The 20146-nt window shown below is 36.3% G+C and carries 14 protein-coding genes; 12 read left to right on the forward strand and 2 right to left on the reverse strand.

Features of this window, described 5'->3' with window-relative positions; genetic code table 11:
• Positions 1–15: 15 nt before the first annotated feature.
• Entirely contained in the window at positions 16–1464 is a 1449-nt protein-coding gene (locus tag ACY2RS_RS14675; protein ID WP_490099420.1) for a T9SS type A sorting domain-containing protein, read from the reverse strand.
• Positions 1465–1625: 161 nt separating this feature from the next.
• Between ACY2RS_RS14675 and ACY2RS_RS14680 the strand changes: the two genes are divergently transcribed.
• From ACY2RS_RS14680 to ACY2RS_RS14735, 12 genes are all read left to right on the forward strand, one after another.
• Positions 1626–2417 carry a TrmH family RNA methyltransferase gene (locus ACY2RS_RS14680; RefSeq protein ID WP_490099421.1) on the forward strand — a complete coding sequence of 264 codons (792 nt, stop codon included), beginning with the start codon at positions 1626–1628 and terminating at the stop codon, positions 2415–2417.
• A 496-nt stretch (positions 2418–2913) separates the two neighbouring features.
• On the forward strand, positions 2914–5118 hold the full coding sequence (locus ACY2RS_RS14685; protein ID WP_490099422.1) for a RelA/SpoT family protein: 2205 nt from the start codon (positions 2914–2916) through the stop codon (positions 5116–5118).
• 133 nt (positions 5119–5251) lie between these two features.
• Positions 5252–5710, forward strand: coding sequence for a Fur family transcriptional regulator (locus tag ACY2RS_RS14690; RefSeq protein WP_490099423.1), 459 nt, complete (start codon positions 5252–5254; stop codon positions 5708–5710).
• A gap of 17 nt (positions 5711–5727) precedes the next feature.
• A complete protein-coding gene (locus ACY2RS_RS14695; RefSeq protein WP_490099424.1) occupies positions 5728–6999 on the forward strand; it encodes an adenylosuccinate synthase in 1272 nt (423 codons plus the stop codon).
• A gap of 118 nt (positions 7000–7117) precedes the next feature.
• The gene (locus ACY2RS_RS14700) at positions 7118–8872 is read left to right on the forward strand and encodes an OstA-like protein (protein WP_490099425.1); all 1755 of its coding nucleotides are present in this window, start codon (positions 7118–7120) and stop codon (positions 8870–8872) included.
• Positions 8873–8935: 63 nt separating this feature from the next.
• The gene (locus ACY2RS_RS14705) at positions 8936–10135 is read left to right on the forward strand and encodes an aspartate aminotransferase family protein (RefSeq protein ID WP_490099426.1); all 1200 of its coding nucleotides are present in this window, start codon (positions 8936–8938) and stop codon (positions 10133–10135) included.
• A 128-nt stretch (positions 10136–10263) separates the two neighbouring features.
• The gene (locus ACY2RS_RS14710; RefSeq protein ID WP_490099427.1) at positions 10264–11667 is read left to right on the forward strand and encodes a tetratricopeptide repeat protein; all 1404 of its coding nucleotides are present in this window, start codon (positions 10264–10266) and stop codon (positions 11665–11667) included.
• A gap of 32 nt (positions 11668–11699) precedes the next feature.
• Complete coding sequence (locus ACY2RS_RS14715) at positions 11700–12680, forward strand: DUF368 domain-containing protein (protein WP_490099428.1); 981 nt, start codon at positions 11700–11702, stop codon at positions 12678–12680.
• Positions 12677–13699, forward strand: coding sequence for a DUF368 domain-containing protein (locus ACY2RS_RS14720; protein ID WP_490099429.1), 1023 nt, complete (start codon positions 12677–12679; stop codon positions 13697–13699). The genes ACY2RS_RS14715 and ACY2RS_RS14720 overlap by 4 nt, the downstream gene beginning before the upstream one ends.
• Positions 13692–14423, forward strand: coding sequence for a shikimate dehydrogenase family protein (locus tag ACY2RS_RS14725; RefSeq protein ID WP_490099430.1), 732 nt, complete (start codon positions 13692–13694; stop codon positions 14421–14423). Before ACY2RS_RS14720 ends, ACY2RS_RS14725 begins: the two co-directional genes overlap by 8 nt.
• A gap of 99 nt (positions 14424–14522) precedes the next feature.
• Positions 14523–16502, forward strand: a complete 1980-nt coding sequence (locus tag ACY2RS_RS14730) for a DUF349 domain-containing protein (protein WP_490099431.1) — start codon at positions 14523–14525, stop codon at positions 16500–16502.
• 5 nt (positions 16503–16507) lie between these two features.
• Positions 16508–17137 (forward strand): class I SAM-dependent methyltransferase, encoded by a 630-nt coding sequence (locus ACY2RS_RS14735; protein WP_490099432.1) that lies wholly within the window; start codon positions 16508–16510, stop codon positions 17135–17137.
• An 83-nt stretch (positions 17138–17220) separates the two neighbouring features.
• Here ACY2RS_RS14735 and ACY2RS_RS14740 read toward each other — a convergent pair whose 3' ends face one another.
• Positions 17221–20139 carry a serine hydrolase domain-containing protein gene (locus tag ACY2RS_RS14740; protein ID WP_490099433.1) on the reverse strand — a complete coding sequence of 973 codons (2919 nt, stop codon included), beginning with the start codon at positions 20137–20139 and terminating at the stop codon, positions 17221–17223.
• Positions 20140–20146: the final 7 nt, after the last annotated feature.

Raw genomic sequence — 20146 nt, forward strand, 5'->3', positions numbered from 1 at the left:
TATTTTAATAAGCTTTTATTGTTTCACAATTCGCTTTACTAGCGTTTCATTATCTGCTGAAATTTTAACAAAATACACTCCGTTAGCTACTTCTGAAATATCCATTGTAATGGTATTTTCATTTTCAAAAGATGAAGCAATCTTTATTTGTTTCCCTTCAATAGTGTATAATGAAACTAACATTTCCGAAGTGATAAAAGGTCCAGAAATGCGAAACATATCGCTAGTAGGGTTTGGAGATATTTGTAAAGAAATCAAACTGTTTTCTGTAATACTTAATTTTGCATCTGTCTCAATCATAAAGTTGCTACAAACGTAGCATCCCGTACTAATATCTTCTAAGCGAACAAATATGATTTGTGGGTTTGTTATATTCTGAAAAGCAGCAGGATTTGCAATTGGATTAGTCCCAGAATCACAATCAATCTGACTCGCATAATAGGTAAAAACAAATTGAGCAGGATCTTGACCTCCTAACATTTGATTTTCATTAACAGTTAAATCAAATACCGCAATTCCATCGTTATCGCCTTCATCAATAAAAATAGCACTTGGCTGAGTCACAACTTCTGGAATAGGTTGTATGGTCACATTTATTTGATCGGTTAAGACGACACTTCCATTTGTCGCTTCTACAGCATACAATCCAGACTCTGTAGCTACAAGGTTTGCACTAGACTCATCTGGAATTAACGATCCGTTTAAAAACCAAGCATACACAAAACTATCATCTTCAACATCATAAGATAAGGTTACTGCTGTCTCGCAAGTGACTATATCATCCCCTAAATCAACATTAAAGGTATCACCAAATAACCAAGCTTCATTATTGCCCACCCACGGATTATCAAGGCCATTTCTTCCTTGTGGACTTGTAGCTAAAGTTGCATCTGCATTTTGAACACCTATAATAGCTCTACCATTATTCCATGCAGTACAAACTGGTTTCGAAGCAACATGTACTTCGATGTTATGGCTGCTTTCAAATAAAAATATTTGACTCGAACTATTTAGTGTATTACAGCTAAATTGAGTAATCATATCAAAATTAATGTATGCAATTCTATTGGGTGCAACACCAACGACACCTGTTCTAATATCACCTGGTCCCATGATGGAAGTATCCATATCATGGAATACACCAAAAATAGAATTTGTAGGAATATTAGTAGAGGGAATATCATCATTTATTTGCCAAGGTGTAAAACCGTTTGCATTGGTAAGATCAAAAGTTATAGAACCATTGGCTCCAACAACAAAAGAATCGTATGTGTTCCCATAAAAATCGAAATCAAAACCTAAGGAAATAACATTAGAATATACATCATCTAATACATTACCTACAGATGTCCCTTGATCTATGGCAACAGGCGGATTAAAAGGGATACTTTGAACTTCATAGCCTTGCGCATTGGTTTGAAAACAAATAAGTGATGCGCATAGCACAAGTAATAGATTTTTCATAGCTGTATTTTTTAAGTAAAGATATTGGTTTTAATATTTAGGCATCTTAAATTAGATACAAAATACTTGGCCATACTACCATATAACATTCTAAACTTCAAAATCCTACTTATCTCCATAAATTTGTATCCATAAAAACACTAAACAACTATCTTTGCAACATGATTAAAAAAATAGAGAGTCCGCAAAATAGTTTGATAAAAAAATGCCTGATTTTGCTTGAAAAATCAAGAGAACGTCGCAAACAAGGGCGCTTTATTATTGAAGGACAGCGAGAGATTCATCTAGCTGTTCAAGGTGGATACACCTTAGAGACCCTATTTTTTTGCAAAGATATTTTCTTCGGAAATGTTAAAGATCTATACACATTAGCTGCCGAAATCATAGAAGTCTCCTTAGAAGTGTATCAAAAACTAGCGTATCGCAACACTACTGAAGGGCTAATAGCGATTGCTAAGACAAAAGAACTTGCTTTAGAGAAACTAACATTTCAGAACAAAACACCCCTAGTACTTATCGCTGAAGCTCCAGAAAAACCTGGTAATATTGGTGCACTATTACGTACAGCAGATGCTGCCAATGTAGATGCCTTTATCATTGCAAATCCTAAGACAGATGTGTACAACCCTAACATCATACGAAGTAGTGTGGGCTGTTTATTTACGAATCAATTAGCTACCGGAACCACAGAAGAGATCATTTCATTTCTAAAAAAAAATGATATCGCTCTTTACAGCGCCATTCTTCAAGAATCTGAACCCTATCACCAACAAGATTTCACCAAAGCAACAGCCATTGCTTTAGGTACAGAAGCTACAGGACTTTCTGAAAATTGGAGAAACCAAAGCAAACAAAACATCCACATCCCCATGCAAGGCGCTATTGATAGCATGAATGTGTCGGTTGCTGCAGGTATTTTAGTATTTGAAGCGAAAAGACAGCGCGGGTTTTAGGTTCAAAGTTGCAAAGAGACAAAGATTCAAAGTTGATGCGTTTAAGAGTTTAGAGGTATTACATTTTAATTTAAATCAGCTTCAAAAGAATAAGATTACAAAGACCTTTTACTCCTTTCTCAGGGAGATTTCTCAGTTAGTAGCAAAAATCTAAGCAAAAAAATTTCCCTCCCGAAGCATCGGGACTAAAGGGTGGTTTTTTCTTAATTTAGTGAATTTTCACACCCTTTGCGCCTCCGCTAAAGCTTTTGCGACACGTGGAAGGGCGGGGAAAATGAAAATTCACGACGAAAAATTTGTTATAACCACATTATAAGAAATCGCCCTTCTCAGCGGGAGAGGTGTTGGGGGTGAGGATTTCAATAGCTAACTTTCCATACCATCCCATTCACGATTCACTGCTCACAAGTCACTAAAAATTTGAAATCAAATTTTTCAATAAAAAAATCCCAACAAACTGCTTTGTTTAAGAAATTGGAATTTGTATTTTTAATCTATGACAGAAGCTGCTATAGAAGAAGAAAATAAAGCCATTGCCAAAGAGTATAAAGAGCTGCTAAAAATTAGCTACCGTATTCTTTCTACGGCCGATAAAAAACTCATTCGTTCTGCCTTTGATGTGGCTGTAGACGCCCATAAAGAACAACGCAGAAAGAGTGGCGAGGCTTATATTTTTCATCCCATTGCTGTAGCAAAAATTGTTGCTAGCGAAATTGGCCTAGATGCTACTTCTATCGCTGCCGCCTTATTACACGATGTCGTTGAAGACACCAATTACACACTTGCCGATATCGAACAAATGTTTGGAGAGGTAGTGGCACGAATTGTTGACGGACTCACAAAAATTTCGAAAATGCCTTATGAAGGTGATGTATCACTGCAGGCAGAGAATTTTAGAAAAATGCTGCTCACACTCAATGAGGACATCCGTGTGATCATTATCAAAATAGCAGATCGTTTGCACAACATGCAAACCATGGATTCCATGCCGCAGTACAAACAAGTAAAAATTGCTAGTGAGACCTTATATATCTATGCTCCTATGGCGCATCGTATTGGTTTGTATAAAATTAAAACAGAGCTCGAAGACCTAAGTTTAAAGTACACAGAACCGGAAGTATACAATGATATACTAAGCAAAATAAAAGAAAGTAAAGAAGAACAAGACGAGTACATAAAAGCTTTTTCAAAAACCATTGAGGATTCTCTTTCTGCTGAAAAATTAAACTACGAAATAAAAGGAAGACCAAAATCTATTTATAGTATTCGAAGAAAAATTGTAGCTCAAAACGTTAGCTTCGATGAAGTATACGACAAGTTTGCGGTGCGTATTATCTACAAGAGTGACATTGCCAATGAAAAGTTCTTAGCTTGGAAAATTTATAGCATCGTAACAGACCACTTCCGTCCTAACCCTGTGAGACTTAGAGATTGGATATCTTCTCCAAAATCGACTGGCTATGAAGCCTTACATATCACTGTCATGGGCCCAAAAGGAAAATGGGTAGAAGTACAAATACGTAGCGAACGTATGAACGAAATTGCAGAAAAAGGGTTTGCCGCACACTACAAATACAAAAACAAAGACAGTGATGATGGCGGACTCGATGTATGGCTAAACAAATTACAAGATACTTTAGAAAACAATGACATTAGTGCCGTAGATTTTGTTGAAGAATTTAAGCTCAATTTATATTCTAAAGAAATTTTTGTCTTTACGCCTAAAGGAGATTTGTATTCGTTACCCAAAGGAGCTTCTGCGCTAGATTTTGCATTTCATATCCACACAGAAATTGGTTTACATACACGCGGTACTAAGGTAAATGGTAAACTGGTGCCTTTAAGTCATCCACTCAATAGTGGAGACCAAGTAGAAATCATCACGTCAAATAGTGCAAAACCTTCTGCAAACTGGTTGGATTATGTTGCAACTGGTAGAGCTCGATCTAAAATTAAATCGTCGCTCAAAGAAGAACAAAAGCTCATTGCCAATGAAGGTAAAGAAGTATTACGACGTAAGTTAAAATCACTCAAAATAAACCTTGACGAAAAGTCCATCAACCAAATGGTGATTTTCTTCAAACTAAAAACAAGTCTCGATTTATTTTACCGTGTAGGTGCTGGCATAATTGACAACAAACAACTCAAAGATTTTGCAGCCTCAAGAAGCAACGCATTGGTTAGTTTTATTAAAAATAAAATTAGAAAACCCACCAATCCAGAAGAGGTCAACAAGGATGAAATCACCGAAAAATTTGATCAATTAGTTTTTGGAAAAGACGAGCAAAAGCTCGATTATAAAATGGCGAGTTGCTGTAATGCCATCCCTGGAGATGACGTATTTGGTTTTTTAACAGTAAATGAAGGTATTAAAGTACACAAGCAAAATTGCCCAAATGCAGTTCAATTACAAGGAAACTATAATTACAGAGTACAGCAAGCCAAATGGATAGACTCTTCTCAAAGAGACTTCAAAGCAGAACTATTACTTTCTGGAATAGATGCTTTAGGCCTGGTAAACAACGTAACAAAAGAAGTATCCAACAATTTACACATCGACATGAAAAGTGTCCATTTCGATACCGAAGGGGGTGTTTTTACAGGTAGAATTGTTGTGGTTGTTAAAAACAAGAATATTCTTGATAACTTGGTTCAAAACATTAAAAAAATAAACGGAATTGATAAAGTAACTCGAATCTAAATTTGCTATTTTTGACCTTTCATTCTAAGTGTACTTTGGTCTGAAATTTTAATGATTCATACTATTTCAGAATAAAAACAAAAATGACTTCTGAAATATAACTAATATAGCAAAGCGATTCGTCGTTATACCTATGAGTTCAAAAACTGAAGCAAGCAACCAAGCTATTGTAAAAAATGTGTTCACCACTTTTTTAGAAGAAAAAGGACACCGTAAAACGCCCGAACGCTACGCTATACTCCAAGAAATTTATGATCAAAAAGAACATTTTGATATAGAGTCGCTCTACATCAACATGAAAAATAAAAATTACCGCGTTAGTCGTGCTACCCTTTATAATACAATCGAGTTATTATTAGAATGTGCCCTCGTACGCAAACATCAATTTGGGCAAAATCAGGCCCACTACGAAAAATCTTATTTTGATAAACAACATGACCACGTGATCCTTGATGATGGCGAGGTGATAGAATTTTGCGACCCTAGAATACAGAGCATCAAAAAAACAATTGAAGAAGTTTTTGATATCTCTATTTCTAAACACTCGCTTTATTTTTATGGAACAAAAAACAAAACCAACCCAAATACATAGGGAAATACATTACAATTATGGCAGTAGACTTACTACTTGGATTACAATGGGGAGACGAAGGAAAAGGTAAAATCGTCGATGTACTCACAGCAGATTATGACATCATTGCGCGCTTTCAAGGAGGTCCAAACGCAGGACACACCTTAGAGTTTGATGGTATCAAGCATGTTTTAAGAACCATTCCTTCTGGAATTTTTCATAAAACTGCCATGAACGTTATTGGCAACGGTGTGGTCATAGACCCCGTTGTTTTTGTAAAAGAACTAGAAGGATTGGATCAATTTGATATTGACTACAAAGCCAAGTTAATAATCTCAAGAAAAGCACATTTAATTCTACCAACCCACAGATTGCTAGATGCTGCTAGTGAAGCCAGTAAAGGAAAAGCCAAAATTGGATCTACCTTAAAAGGTATTGGACCAACCTACATGGATAAAACGGGTAGAAATGGTATTCGTGTTGGAGATTTAGAATTAGCAGACTGGAAAACAAAATATCGCCATTTAGCAAACAAGCATGAGGCAATGATTTCGTTTTATAATGTAGATATCCAATACGATCTAGAAGAAATGGAAGCCGAGTTTTTTGAAGCAGTAATACGCCTTAAAGAATTAACATTTATTGATAGTGAACAATACTTCCACCAAGCCATGAAAGCTGGTAAAACAATTCTAGCAGAAGGTGCACAAGGATCACTACTAGATATCGATTTTGGAACCTACCCTTTTGTAACTTCTTCAAATACTACCGCAGCAGGTGCTTGTACTGGATTAGGAGTTGCTCCCAATAAAGTAAAAGATGTCTTTGGAATTTTTAAAGCCTACACAACACGTGTTGGTTCCGGACCTTTCCCAACCGAACTTTTTGATGAAGTAGGTGCAGAAATGGCAAAAGTAGGACACGAATTTGGTGCCGTAACTGGACGCCCAAGACGTTGTGGATGGTTAGACCTAGTAGCACTTAAATATACCTGTGAAGTAAATGGTGTAACGCAGCTAAACATGATGAAAGGCGATGTTCTTTCTGGATTTAGCAGCTTAAAAGTATGTACAGCGTACAAATACAAAGGAGAAACAATCACACATTTACCTTACAACATAGAGCCGGAAAATGTAACTCCTATTTACACTGAGTTTCCATGTTGGAGAGAGGATCTAACCAAAATGAGAGATGCGTCTCAATTCCCAAAAGAATTGAATGACTATATCGCCTTCCTAGAAAAAGAATTAGAAATTCCAATTAAGATTGTCTCTGTAGGACCCGATAGAACGCAAACAATTCATAGATAGACTATTTTAAAAACAATAAACTAATAAAATTGTCTGGTTGAGCGCTCCCGAAGCTTCGGGACGAAACCTAAAGGTTAAGAATGGATTAAAATTTATTTGGTTCAGAATTTGATATCACTTGGAAAAGTTTACAATAGTGCAAGTAAAATTTAAATACATACTCCCTTTCCTCCTATTCCTTTTTACAGGAGTGCTATTAGCACAAACCAACCAAGAAAAAGAAAAGACAAAAGTTGATATTCAATCTGGGTATTTAGAGCGTAAGCCAGAATTACCCGATGCCTTTATTTACACCAAAGACACAGATGGTCAAGTGTATATTGTACATGAAGGTATCGAAATGTGGTGCGACCAAGCTTATGTATATCTTAAAGACAATTTTGTAAAAGCCTATGGCGAAGTAAAAATCAAACAGGCAGACACTATTACAATGAATAGCAATTATGCAGAATACAATGGGAATACCCAGTTTGCATTTGCTAGTGGTAAAGTTGTTTTTAAAGAACCTAAAACAACCTTAAAAACAGATACCCTTTATTTTGACAGACTAAAACAACAGGCCTATTACAGAAGCGGTGGAACCGTAATTGATACTGCTAGTACCTTAACAAGTAGAATTGGACGTTATTATGCTGAAAGCAAAAAATACCAATTTATAAGTGCTGTAAAGATCGTTAATCCAAAGTACACTGTCAATTCACAACAATTAGATTTTTACTCAGAAACTGGTGGAGCATACTTGTATGGCCCATCTACCATTGTAAGTGACGCTAGTACTGTATATTGCGAAAGAGGCTACTATGATACTCGCGGAGACACAGGATATTTTGTAAAAAATTCTAGGGTAGACTATGAGAGTAGAACGCTTTATGGAGATAGCATCTACTTCGATAGAAATAAAAGCTTTGCCTCTGCTACTAATAACATAAAAGTACTTGACACTACTAACCAAAGTATTATAAGAGGACATTATGCAGAAGTATTTAGAAAAAAAGATTCGGTTTTTATTACCAAAAGAGCGGTAGCCGTAACGCTACAAGAACGCGACTCTGTATATGTGCATGCAGACACCTTGCAAATAACAGGAAAGCCAGAAAATAGAATTTTAAAAGGTTTTTATAGGGCACGCTTTTTTAAAGAGTCTAACAATCCCAAAGAAGAACCTACCAGCGGAAAATGTGATTCAATTTTTGTAAACCAAAAAAAAGGAATTACCAAATTATTGCGTCGTCCTATACTTTGGACAGGTGAAAACCAAATGACAGGCGATACCATCCACCTCATTAACAACACCAAAACTGAAGAACTCGATACGCTAAAAGTATTTAATAATGCTTTTTTAGCCCAACGAGATAGCATGGGATACAACCAAGTAAAAGGAGAACGCCTTACCGGCTTATTTACAAAAAACGAACTCGATACTGTAAATATTGACAAAAATGCACAAGTAATCTACTTCGCCCGCAATGACAAAAACGAACTCATTGGTATTAATAATACCGTTTCTAGTTCTATACAAATGTATCTAGAGAATCAAGAAATTCAGGGAATTCGTTTTATCAAAAAAGGGTCTGGAAAAATCTACCCATTGTCAAAACTCCCCGAGGAAGCAAGGATTCTCCCGGGATTTGAATGGAGAGGTGAAGAACGCTTGCTTAATAAAGAAGCACTCTTTAAAGGAAAACCTGCTCCTATCCTACCCAAAATCAAAGGCATTCCCCTACCCAAAGACGAAGGTGAATTCTTTGAAGAAAAAACAGAAGATGAACTCAACCTCCCCGAAGCATCCAAGCTAGATCCAAGTGTTTTTAAAAATAGACCCGAAGACACAGTCCCTCAAAAAGATGATGCTGATAAAGAAGGTGATAATTAATTTCTGCTGAAATTTTAGTGGCTTACTATTTGTTGCCTATTTTTGTGGACTAGCTCGTATATCTTGAAAAAAGACTTTTACAAACACCAAACACAAACAACCCCACATCCGCTAGCGATGGAAATATCGCATGCACAAGGAAGTTATATTTACGACACTCATGGCAATGCGCATCTCGATTTTGTAGCTGGTGTTTCGGCCTGTAGTTTAGGGCATAGTCATCCAAGAGTAGTAAAAGCAATACAAGAACAAACCGAACGCTACATGCACGTCATGGTGTATGGAGAATACATTCAACAACCCGCCGTTGCACTTACCAAACTATTAGCGCAACACCTACCTGCCCCTCTAGAAACAACCTATTTGGTGAATAGCGGTACAGAAGCTATTGAAGGGGCCTTAAAATTAGCACGAAGAGCTACTGGCAGAGCCGAAATTTTATATGCCCACCAAGCATATCATGGAAATACCATGGGAGCACTTAGTGTCATGGGCTATGAAGAACGCAAAGAAGTATTTAAACCACTTATTCCAGAATGCAAACCCATTCTCTTTAATTGCGAAAGCTGTCTAAAAAATATTACCACTCAAACTGCTGCCGTAATTTTAGAAACCATTCAAGGAGGTGCTGGCTTTATTGAACCTACTCAAAACTATTTGGCAAAAGTAAAAGCCCGCTGTAAAGCAATGGGTGCATTGCTAATTCTAGATGAAATTCAACCTGGTTTTGGTCGCACAGGAAAACTGTTTGGTTTTATGAACTATAATGTGATACCCGACATCCTTGTCATGGGAAAAGGCATGGGAGGCGGATTGCCTATTGGAGCGTTTACTGCTTCAAAAAAACTAATGGACTTACTTCAAGACAAACCAAAGCTAGGGCACATTACTACTTTTGGTGGGAATCCAGTCATTGCATCAGCAGCACTTGCAACCCTTCAAGAAATTAATGAGACTTCATTACAAGCACAGACCCTAGAAAAGGAGCAACTCTTTCGTTCTTTGTTAACACATCCTCTCATAAAAGAAATAAGAGGCAAAGGACTCATGTTAGCACTCATCTTTGAAAATTCGGAAATCGCAACAGAAGTCATACTTCGCTGCAAAGATCAGAAACTCATCCTTTTTTGGTTATTATTTGAACCTCGAGCAGCGAGAATTACCCCACCCCTTACTATTTCAGAAGAAGAAATAAAAGAAGGCTGCGCCATATTGACACAAGTACTTTCTGAAATACAAAACAAACAACCCAACAATAATTAACTGTTTTTAAAGGACTTACACTCAAGTCAGCGCTGTTAATATCTCGTTAACAACAATAACGGCACAACTCTTGAACTGTCAATATCATTACTATCTTTAATTGTGTAGAAACCTTTAAATCACTGCGTATGCAATTGCCTCCACCTAACGAGCATAACAATGTATCACTCACCAGATTTGAATCTATGCTTAAGACAAACAGTGTACTATTCTTTGATGCAGATCAATTTGAAGAAATTATACACCACTATCTTGAGAATGGAAAAATAGCACTTGCAAAAAAAGCAACGAAGCTTGGTTTGCAACAGCATCCTAGTTCTACCAATCTAAAATTATTTCAAGTTGAAATGTTCATCTTTGAAAATGAGTTAGATACCGCAGATATTTTATTAGACGAACTATACCAAATTGAACAGTCTAATGAAGAAATATACATCCAAAAAGCAAATATTCTCTCAAGAAGAGACCAGCATAAAGATGCTATCCTCCTACTTGAAAAGGCATTAGAAATCACATTAGACCCTTCAGACGTACTTTCATTAATTGGGATGGAATATTTATTCTTAGAAGATTACGAAAATGCGAAGTATAATTTTATGAAATGCCTAGAAGATGACGATACCGACTATTCTGCATTGTACAACGTCATTTATTGTTTCGAATATTTAGAACAAACAGAAGACGCCATAGATTACTTAAATATGTTCTTAAACAAGAACCCTTATTCTGAAGTAGCTTGGCACCAAGTTGGAAAACAATACATCATTTTAAAAGACTATAAAAAAGCTTTAGCTTCTTTTGACTTTGCAATTATTAGTGATGATCGTTTTATTGGGGCCTACCTTGAAAAAGGAAAAGTTCTTGAAAAAATGAAACGCTATGAAGAAGCCATAGAAAGCTATACCATCACATTAGGTCTGGACGATCCAACTTCTTTTGCCTTATTGCGTATTGGAAAATGCTATGAACAGCTAGGCAATGATGAAATGGCATTACAATACTATACAAAATGTGTTGAAGAAGATGGACTTCTTGACAAAGGTTGGATTGCTATTACTGATTATTACTACAAGAAAAAAGACTTCAAAAAAGCATTGTACTATATAGACAAAGCGATCAACATAGATTCTGAAAATGTACTTTACTGGAAACGTTATGCTAAAATCAACAAAAAACTTCAATGGTTTGAAGAAGCTGAAGTTGGCTATAGAAAAGCATTAGAGCTAGGAAACTACGAACAAGAAACTTGGTTAACACGTTGCGATATTCTTGTAAAATTAGGAGAATACGAAGCAGCTATTAATAACCTTACTCAGGCAGCAGAGTTTTATCCAGGTTCTGCAGAAATAGAATTTCGTTTGGCGGGATTATTTTACAACACTTCGCAAAATAATACGGGAGCATTTCACCTCAAAAATGCACTTGATATAGAACCTGATTTTCTGCTTATATTAGAAGAGATTTTTCCAGATGTTTTGAATATCTCTGCAGTAAAAGAAATTATAAAAAATCATAATAAAGCTACTCTTTAAATATGTATTTTTGAGCATATAATAACTACTATATGCCCAACCGTAATTTCAAACAATCACTAAGTATCACTGCAAAAGGTCTTGCTATGGGTGCTGCAGATGTAGTTCCTGGAGTAAGTGGAGGAACCATTGCATTTATCTCCGGCATTTATGAAGAACTCATAGCAACCATTCATGGATTAGATCTTGGCTTCTTTAAAATCTGGAAAAAAGAAGGTGTGAAAAAAGCATGGGAAACCTATAACCTTGGTTTTCTATTTTCCCTATTTGTAGGTATAGCCATTAGTATTTTATCCTTAGCAAAACTCATTACTTGGTTATTAAAAGAGCAACCTATTTTTGTTTGGTCTTTTTTCTTTGGCCTCGTGATCGCAAGTATTATATATGTTGGGAAACAAATTACCTCCTTTAATACCAAGGCAATTATTGCACTTATAGTTGCTGCAGGAATATCATTTGCCATTACCTTGGCAGAACCAATAGGAGATACAGATAGTATCTGGTTTTTATTTTTAGCTGGGTTTATTGCCATCATTGCAATGATACTTCCAGGCTTATCGGGAGCATTCATTTTGTTACTTATTGGCGCTTACACAACTGTAATTGGAGCTATCAATCAATTTATTGAAGGAATTACGAGCTTAGATACAACCGTTATTGGAAATGCATTTTTAAAAATCTGCGTGTTTGCTATTGGTGCCATCACAGGCTTAAAGGTGTTTTCTGGGGTATTAAATTGGATGTTTGCACATCACAAAAACACCACCCTTGCGGTGCTTACAGGATTTATGATAGGAGCACTCAATAAAATTTGGCCCTGGAAAGAAGTAGTACAATACAGAATCAATAGCCACGGCGAGGAAGTGCCTTTTATTGAAAATAGTATTCTCCCAAATGCATATGATGGGGACGCAAAAATACTTTTCGGAATCCTTTTTATGATTTTAGGTTTTGCCCTTATTTTTCTATTAGAATTTCTAGCCAACAAAAAGACGCCGCAAACAACACCTTGAGTACTCAAAGAACCACAACAGACAAATTATGGCTGGTCCTAAAAGGACTTGCAATGGGAGCTGCCAATAAAGTTCCTGGAGTTTCTGGAGGTCTTGTTGCTTTTGTTGCTGGTTTTTATGAAGAATTTATCTATTCACTTCAAAAAATAAATAGAAAAGCATTTAAGCTTCTCATAAATGGTCGCTTTAAAAGCTTTGCACGCTACATCAATGGCGGATTTCTTGGCTTACTTATACTTGGAATGGTGATAAGCTACTTCAGTATATCAAAAATTCTAGACTATTTACTACTAGAATACGAACTCTATGTCTGGAGCGCCTTTTTTGGAATGATTATCGGTTCTATTTATTACATTGCCAAAGACTTTGGCGACTGGAACAAAAAATATATTGGCTATTTAATTTGTGGAATAGCGGCAGGAATTGCTATTAGTTTTTTAGAACCAGCTCGAGAAAATGACAACCTTATTTTTGTCTTTATTTGTGGCATTATTGGTGTTTCAGGAATGACACTTCCAGGACTTTCAGGTTCCTTTATATTAATACTTTTAGGGAATTATGTGTTGCTATTAGTAGATTCTGTAAATGCACTGTTTGATACACTTTCTGAAATTTTAACGGGTGACTTTTCGTTTACAAATAATATAGAACGTATTCAATTATTGAAAGTATTGGTTGTTTTTTCTGTAGGATCTCTTGTAGGACTGGTTTCCTTATCGCATCTATTAGCATATGTTTTGAAAAAATACAAAAAAGCGACCTATGCAGTAATCATAGGATTTACAACCGGCTCATTAGGTGTTGTTTGGCCTTGGAAAAACACAGTGTACAGTCGTGATATAGCTGGAGAAATTATGCTAGATGCTAACGGCAGAGAAATAATCATAGACTATAACAGATATTTCCCATCAGAATTTTCTGCAAACACTTTATTAGCCATTTTTTTTGTTATTTTTGGTATAGTAACTGTACTTAGTTTAGATTGGTATCATAATTTCAAAAAAAGCACTAATGGCTAAATTTGGCTTAATAGGCAAAGACATACAATACTCTTTCTCCAAAACATTTTTTACTATCAAATTTGATCTTGAAAAACTAGAGCACACTTATCAAAACTTTGACATGGGGTGCTTAGGTATGTTAGAAAAAATGCTTAAAGACAATAGTGATCTCAAAGGACTCAATGTTACGATACCATTCAAGGAAACGATATTACCCTATCTAGACCGTATAGATAAAGAAGCAAAAACAATTGGCGCAGTTAATACTATTAAAATTTTAAAAGACGGGAGATTGGCTGGGTATAATACAGACCACTACGGATTTGCAAAAGCATTAGGAACCTTTCCTCCACTAAAAGAAAAAACAGCACTTATTCTAGGAAATGGAGGGGCTTCAAAAGCAGTGAAATATGTTTTAGAAGCTATGGGTTTTGATTATAAAGTAGTGTCCAGAACAAAAGAAGCAAACACCATTACCTACAATGAACTCTCCAAAGAAACTATGGAGTACCACAAGCTTATTGTAAATACAACACCATTAGGTACTACACCTAATATTTCAGAATGCCCAAACATTCCTTATGAGCATTTAGGTAAAGAGCACTTCTTATTTGACCTCATCTACAACCCTCGCGAAACTGAATTTTTAAAACGAGGCTTTGCTAAAGGCGCTACCATTTCTAATGGTATGAAAATGCTAGAACATCAAGCAAAAAAAGCCTGGAGTATCTGGAATAGCTAATTTTATTTGATCTCTTCAAAAAACAGCTAGAATCTTGTCAATCTTAAGGGGAGTTAGTATCTTGAGCCCTCATAATTAAGAACCTTAACATTGCAAGATATGTCTGACGAGAACCTCCCTACTGAAGAAGGAAATGTAGAAAACAAACAAGATTCCGCACCACAACAACCGCAAGATGCTAGTCCAGAAATTCCAGAAGAAGCTGCTGTCGAAGAAAAAGCTGCCAAACCTGAAACTCCAAAAACCAATGAGTTAGAAGCATCCAAAACTTCAGACACAGAAATAGAGGTTGAAGAAGAAGATGAGATTGAAAGCTCAGACACCCTAGAAGAAACAGCTACTATTTCTGAAGAAAAAGAAAGTGTTGATTACAGCACCCTTTCTAAAACCGAATTAATTACTGCCTTAAACAGCTTGGTTGCCAACAACAACATTCAAGATATAAAAGGAGCTGCCGAAGAAATTAAAACAGAGTTTAACAATCAGTTTCAGGAAGAACTCGCAGAAAAGAAGGAAGCTTTCTTAGCCGAAGGCGGAAATATTATTGATTTTCATTACACCTCTAACGACAAAAAAGCATTTAACGATGCGTTTAATGACTACAGAAATAAACGCAACGCGCATTTCAAAAAACTAAAACAAGACCTTGAGAGTAATCTTGCCGTTAGAAATAGTTTGATTGAAGAGATTAAAGAATTGCTTAATTCTGAAGAGAGTGTGAATAGCAATTACAAAAAAATTAAAGACATTCAAGATCGTTGGAAAGAAGCGGGTGCCATACCAAGAGATAAATACAATACGGTATGGAATAATTACCATCATTATATGGAAACCTATTATGATGCATTACACCTAGATAGAGAGTTTAGAGATCTTGATTTTAAACACAACTTAGAAGAAAAGCAAAAGTTAATCAAGCGCACCGAAGAACTTGCCGAAGAAAGTGATATTAATAAGGCATTTAGAGAACTTCAATTAATTCATAAGCGCTGGAAAGAAGAAATTGGACCTGTTGCGAGAGAGATTCGAGAAGAAATTTGGGAGACTTTTAGTGCTGCTACAAAAATTATTCACGACAAAAAAATGGAAGCTGAAGCTGCTTTAGAAGAAACCTTTCATGAAAACTTCTCTATCAAAAAAGAACTCATTGGCCTTATAGATAAAGTGAAGGAAGAAGCAAAACCTTCTCATAATGGGTGGCAAAATGCCATGAAGCAAGTGCAAGAAATAAGAGATGTGTTTTTTAGCGCTGGTCGTGTACCAAGAGACAAAAACAAAGAAATTTGGGCTAGTTTTAAAGACGCCACACGTAGCTTTAATAAAGCCAAAAACGATTTCTATAAGCATCAGAAAAATGCCCAGTACGAAAACCTAGAAAAAAAACGTGCTTTAATTCAAATTGCTGAAGACAATAAAGACACCGAAGATTTCGATACAGCAACACCCTTGTATAAAAAAATACAACACGAATGGAGGGAGATTGGCCATGTACCCAGAAAAGATAGTGATGTTATTTGGAAACAGTTTAAAACTGCGTGTAACTATTATTTTGACAGATTACATGCACTTAAAGACGAAGAGAATAAAGAAGAACTTGTTAATTTAGAGAAGAAAGAAGCTGTCTTAACTTCTATGGAAGAAATAGCCCTTACAGGAAGTCGTAAAGAAGACCTAGAGACTATTAAATCTAAAATTTCAGAATGGAAAACCATTGGACGTGTTCCATTCAAGAAAAAGAACATAGACCAAAAGTTTAATAAAGCCTTAGATGCTTTATTTAGCAAGTTAGACCTAGATAAAAAAGAAGCAGAACTTATCAAGTTTGAAAACAAACTGAATGCTATGGCCTCTCAACAAGACGATCGTCAATTACAAAACGAACAGTTTTTTATTGGTAAAAAGATTGATGAGACCAAAGCTGAAATTTTACAACTCGAAAATAATTTAGAGTTCTTTAAGCATGTCGAAAAAGACAATCCATTGGTGAAAGACGTATACAAAAACATAGAAAAGCATAAAGAGCAATTAGCAGTTTGGAAAGAAAAACTTGCCAAAGTAAAAGCAATGAGAAATGCCTAATATTTATGGAAGTCTGTCTGCTTTGCCATAGCAATCAAACAACACTATATTACCAAGACAAAAACCGCAGCTTTTATGATTGTAAAAGCTGCGGCTCTGTTTTTGTACCAAGCACGCAACTACCCCATCAAAATGCAGAGAAAGAACGCTATGAAAGTCATCAAAATGATATTGAAGACATAGGGTTTCAAAATTTTGTGAGCCCCATTGTAACGGCTGTTCAAAACAAATATCCAAAAGAAGCGATAGGATTAGATTTTGGTGCAGGAACGGGTCCTGTCATTACCAAACTCCTTTCTGAAAAAGGATATAAGCTATCATTATACGATCCGTTTTTTCACCCCAACAAAGAGGTTCTAGATACTACAAACGATTTTATTGTATGCTGCGAAGTCATAGAACATTTACACGCTCCATTAAAGGAATTCATGCTACTTAAACAACTTCTAAAACAAGGTGGAACACTCTACTGCATGACAGATTTAGCACCAGAGAAAGAAGCTTTTGCCAGCTGGTATTACAAAAATGATTTTACCCATGTTATTTTCTATACCCCACAGTCTTTAGCATGGATACAAGAGAGAGTTGGATTTAGTGAGGTAAGGATTGATGGGAGGCTTATTACTTTTCGCTAACGTTATCATGAATCTCAGTTAAATAACTCTTCAAGGAACAATAGATATATTTAGTTCTCGACTGCGTTCGAACAGACAAAAAATTAATCTAACAATGCCTCATAAATAGCTTCTTGAATATTGCTACGCAAGTTTGTTTTAATAAGCTTTCTGTTCTCTGCACTAGGATAGGTTCTATTAGACATAAATACATAGACAATCTCTTCTTCAGGATCTGCCCAGGTAAAGGTCCCAGTAAAGCCGCTATGTCCAAAACTTGTCATTGATATACAGCCACAGGTAGGACCACTATCTCCTAACTGTGGTTTATCAAAACCAACACCGCGACGCACATTGTCATCACAATAATAACAGGTATTAAAGTCGTTCATGACATCTTGTGTAAAGTATTGTTGTCCGCCATAGACCCCTCCATTTAAAAACAACTGCATCATTTTGGCTACATCATTTGCATTGCTAAACAAGCCTGCATGACCACTTACACCACCTAACATGGCGGCTCCTTGATCGTGTACATAACCATGTATTTTTTGCATTCTAAAATAAGTGTCTTGCTCTGTAGGAACTATATCTGCCTTACTAAATTTGGCAAGTGGTTTGTAAGTCATAGTATGTGCCCCCATTGGCTCGTAAAAATTACGCTGTACTAATTTGTCCAAAGAACTGCCATAAAACTCTTCTAGATATTTCATCAACAAATAATAAGGTAGATCACTATACTTATACCCTGCTCTTTCGCGTAGGTCGCTTTCTTTAATAAAACGGTAAATACTGTCTTTGTATTCCCGTTTCATATACATTTCACTCGCTACTTTATATGGGAAATCTTTACTATACTTTGATTTAAACCATTTTGATTTAGGTTTATTAGTCACCGTGTCCATAGTTTTCAAATAATACGGAATCCAAGCTTTAAGCCTTGCTGTGTGGGTAAGCATTCTACGTAGCGTAATATTTGCTTTATCGGTACCCTTATATTCTGGTAGCATTTGAGATAACTTGGTATCCATAGAGAGAACTCCTCTGTCTACTAACTGCATGATCATAGGCACTGTAGCCATGATCTTGGTCAAAGAGGCAACATCGTATACATCATTTTCTTTGACACTGTTTTTTTTACTTGGTGTGTGATAACCAAAGTTCTTATTGTAGATTACCTTTCCTTTTCTGGCAACTAAAATTTGCGCTCCGGGCATCATACCACCCCAAAGGCCACTATTGGCTATAGAGTCTATTTTCTTTAATCTATAGCTACTCATCCCTACACTTTCTGGTGTGCCATACGTTAGCCTCCCTACTGCTTGAGTTTGTATTTGCGTGTGAATTGGGAAATCGTCACCTAATGAAACCGGCAAACGTCCTTTTGCTCCGCGAGCCCCAAAAATAAGCTGTGCAGAAAGGTCTTGAGATACTTCACTATTTTGATACGACATAATAATGCCTTCAAAATTTGTGGTGGTTTTTAGATCTAATAAGGCATAAGGCCTTGCAAAGACATCTAGGATAAGGGTATTTGTTCTGGCAATTTCATACAACCAAACCAATTCTTTATCGGTGAACTTATAACCCTTCCAAGGGTTTTCATTAGACTTATGAAATCCAGCAATTACATAATCATAAGCTTCCAATTTTTTGACATAGCTATCAAGTGAATTCGCTTTAATATAGTCCACCCTAGCATATTTCCGAAGTGATTTAAAAAAGGTAGAACCCTTTGCATCTCCAAAATTAACATAGGCAATTTTCTTTTTTTGTAAATCCTTTATCGGTAAGACATCAGCTTCATTCTTTAACACCGTTAATGCGTTCTCCATGGCTTGCTCATACAAAACATCATCCACCACACTATTTAAATCTTGCACGATATTAAAATCACTTACAGGAGTATAGTTATGCAATCCTACTTTGTATTTCGCATTTAATATCTTCTTCACCGATAACGCCAAACGCTCCTCTGATACTACCTCTTCTCGGTAAGCGTTTACAAGCAACTGATGTGCTTTTGGAATATTTTCTGAAATAAGCAACACATCATTACCAGCCAAGAATGCCGCCAAATCAATTTCACCAGGTTTCTGAAAATTTGAAGCTCCTTTCATGTTTAGTGCATCCGTGAAAATAAGCCCATTGAACCCTAAACGTCCTTTCAGCAAATCTCCCACAATGGTTTTGGATAATGAAGAAGGCAGTCCAGGTTGAGATTCTAATGAAGGCACATTTAAGTGCGCTACCATGACACTGCTGAGTCCTTCACTAATTAACCGTTTGTATGGATACAACTCTATGCTGTCTATTCTTTCTTCGGAAAAATTAATGGTCGGTAATGTTTTATGTGAATCTGAATCTGTATCGCCGTGTCCTGGGAAGTGCTTGGCATTTGCCAATACTCCGGCACTTTCCATACCGCGCATAAAGGCTATAGATTTCTCTGTAACATTATCTCTGTCTTCTCCAAAAGAGCGATTACCAATAATTGGGTTTTTGGGATTTGTATTGATATCTACAACGGGTGCAAAATTAATATGAACACCCATGCGTTTGCTGTGCTCCCCTATTCTACGTCCAACTTGTTCAACAATACGGTTGTCGGTAATAGCTCCTAGGGTCATGTTCCAGGGATACGCAAAGGTAGAATCTAAGCGCATCGCTAAACCCCATTCTGCATCCATACCAATCATGAGTTTGGTTTTAGCCAAAGCTTGAAACTCATTATTTATTTTTGCCTGCCTTTTTGGGCCTCCTTTGGAAAAAATAACCCCACCAATATGATACTCGCTGATGAGCTTTTTAATTTTATCTGTTTTTGTTTTTGGATCGCTAGAAAATACATCGACCATAAACAACTGCCCCACTTTTTCTTGTATCGACATATTATTGTATACACTATCTACCCACGCCTTTTGATTGGCAAGGTCGTTGGTCACTAACAAAGGATCAAGTTCTTGTGAAATTGCTGATACACAGCTTAGTAATAATAGGACGAGGGCGAAGGTTTTTTGCATAGATTAA

The organism is Patiriisocius sp. 208BN25-11 (assembly GCF_058147145.1).

Excerpts from the sequence above, each read along its gene's own strand:
- ACY2RS_RS14675 (WP_490099420.1), bottom strand. The coding sequence starts at position 1,464 with ATGAAAAATCTATTACTTGTGCTATGCGCATCACTTATTTGTTTTCAA.
- ACY2RS_RS14680 (WP_490099421.1), top strand. The coding sequence starts at position 1,626 with ATGATTAAAAAAATAGAGAGTCCGCAAAATAGTTTGATAAAAAAATGC.
- ACY2RS_RS14685 (WP_490099422.1), top strand. The coding sequence starts at position 2,914 with ATGACAGAAGCTGCTATAGAAGAAGAAAATAAAGCCATTGCCAAAGAG.
- ACY2RS_RS14690 (WP_490099423.1), top strand. The coding sequence starts at position 5,252 with ATGAGTTCAAAAACTGAAGCAAGCAACCAAGCTATTGTAAAAAATGTG.
- ACY2RS_RS14695 (WP_490099424.1), top strand. The coding sequence starts at position 5,728 with ATGGCAGTAGACTTACTACTTGGATTACAATGGGGAGACGAAGGAAAA.
- ACY2RS_RS14710 (WP_490099427.1), top strand. The coding sequence starts at position 10,264 with ATGCAATTGCCTCCACCTAACGAGCATAACAATGTATCACTCACCAGA.
- ACY2RS_RS14715 (WP_490099428.1), top strand. The coding sequence starts at position 11,700 with ATGCCCAACCGTAATTTCAAACAATCACTAAGTATCACTGCAAAAGGT.
- ACY2RS_RS14725 (WP_490099430.1), top strand. The coding sequence starts at position 13,692 with ATGGCTAAATTTGGCTTAATAGGCAAAGACATACAATACTCTTTCTCC.
- ACY2RS_RS14730 (WP_490099431.1), top strand. The coding sequence starts at position 14,523 with ATGTCTGACGAGAACCTCCCTACTGAAGAAGGAAATGTAGAAAACAAA.
- ACY2RS_RS14735 (WP_490099432.1), top strand. The coding sequence starts at position 16,508 with ATGGAAGTCTGTCTGCTTTGCCATAGCAATCAAACAACACTATATTAC.
- ACY2RS_RS14740 (WP_490099433.1), bottom strand. The coding sequence starts at position 20,139 with ATGCAAAAAACCTTCGCCCTCGTCCTATTATTACTAAGCTGTGTATCA.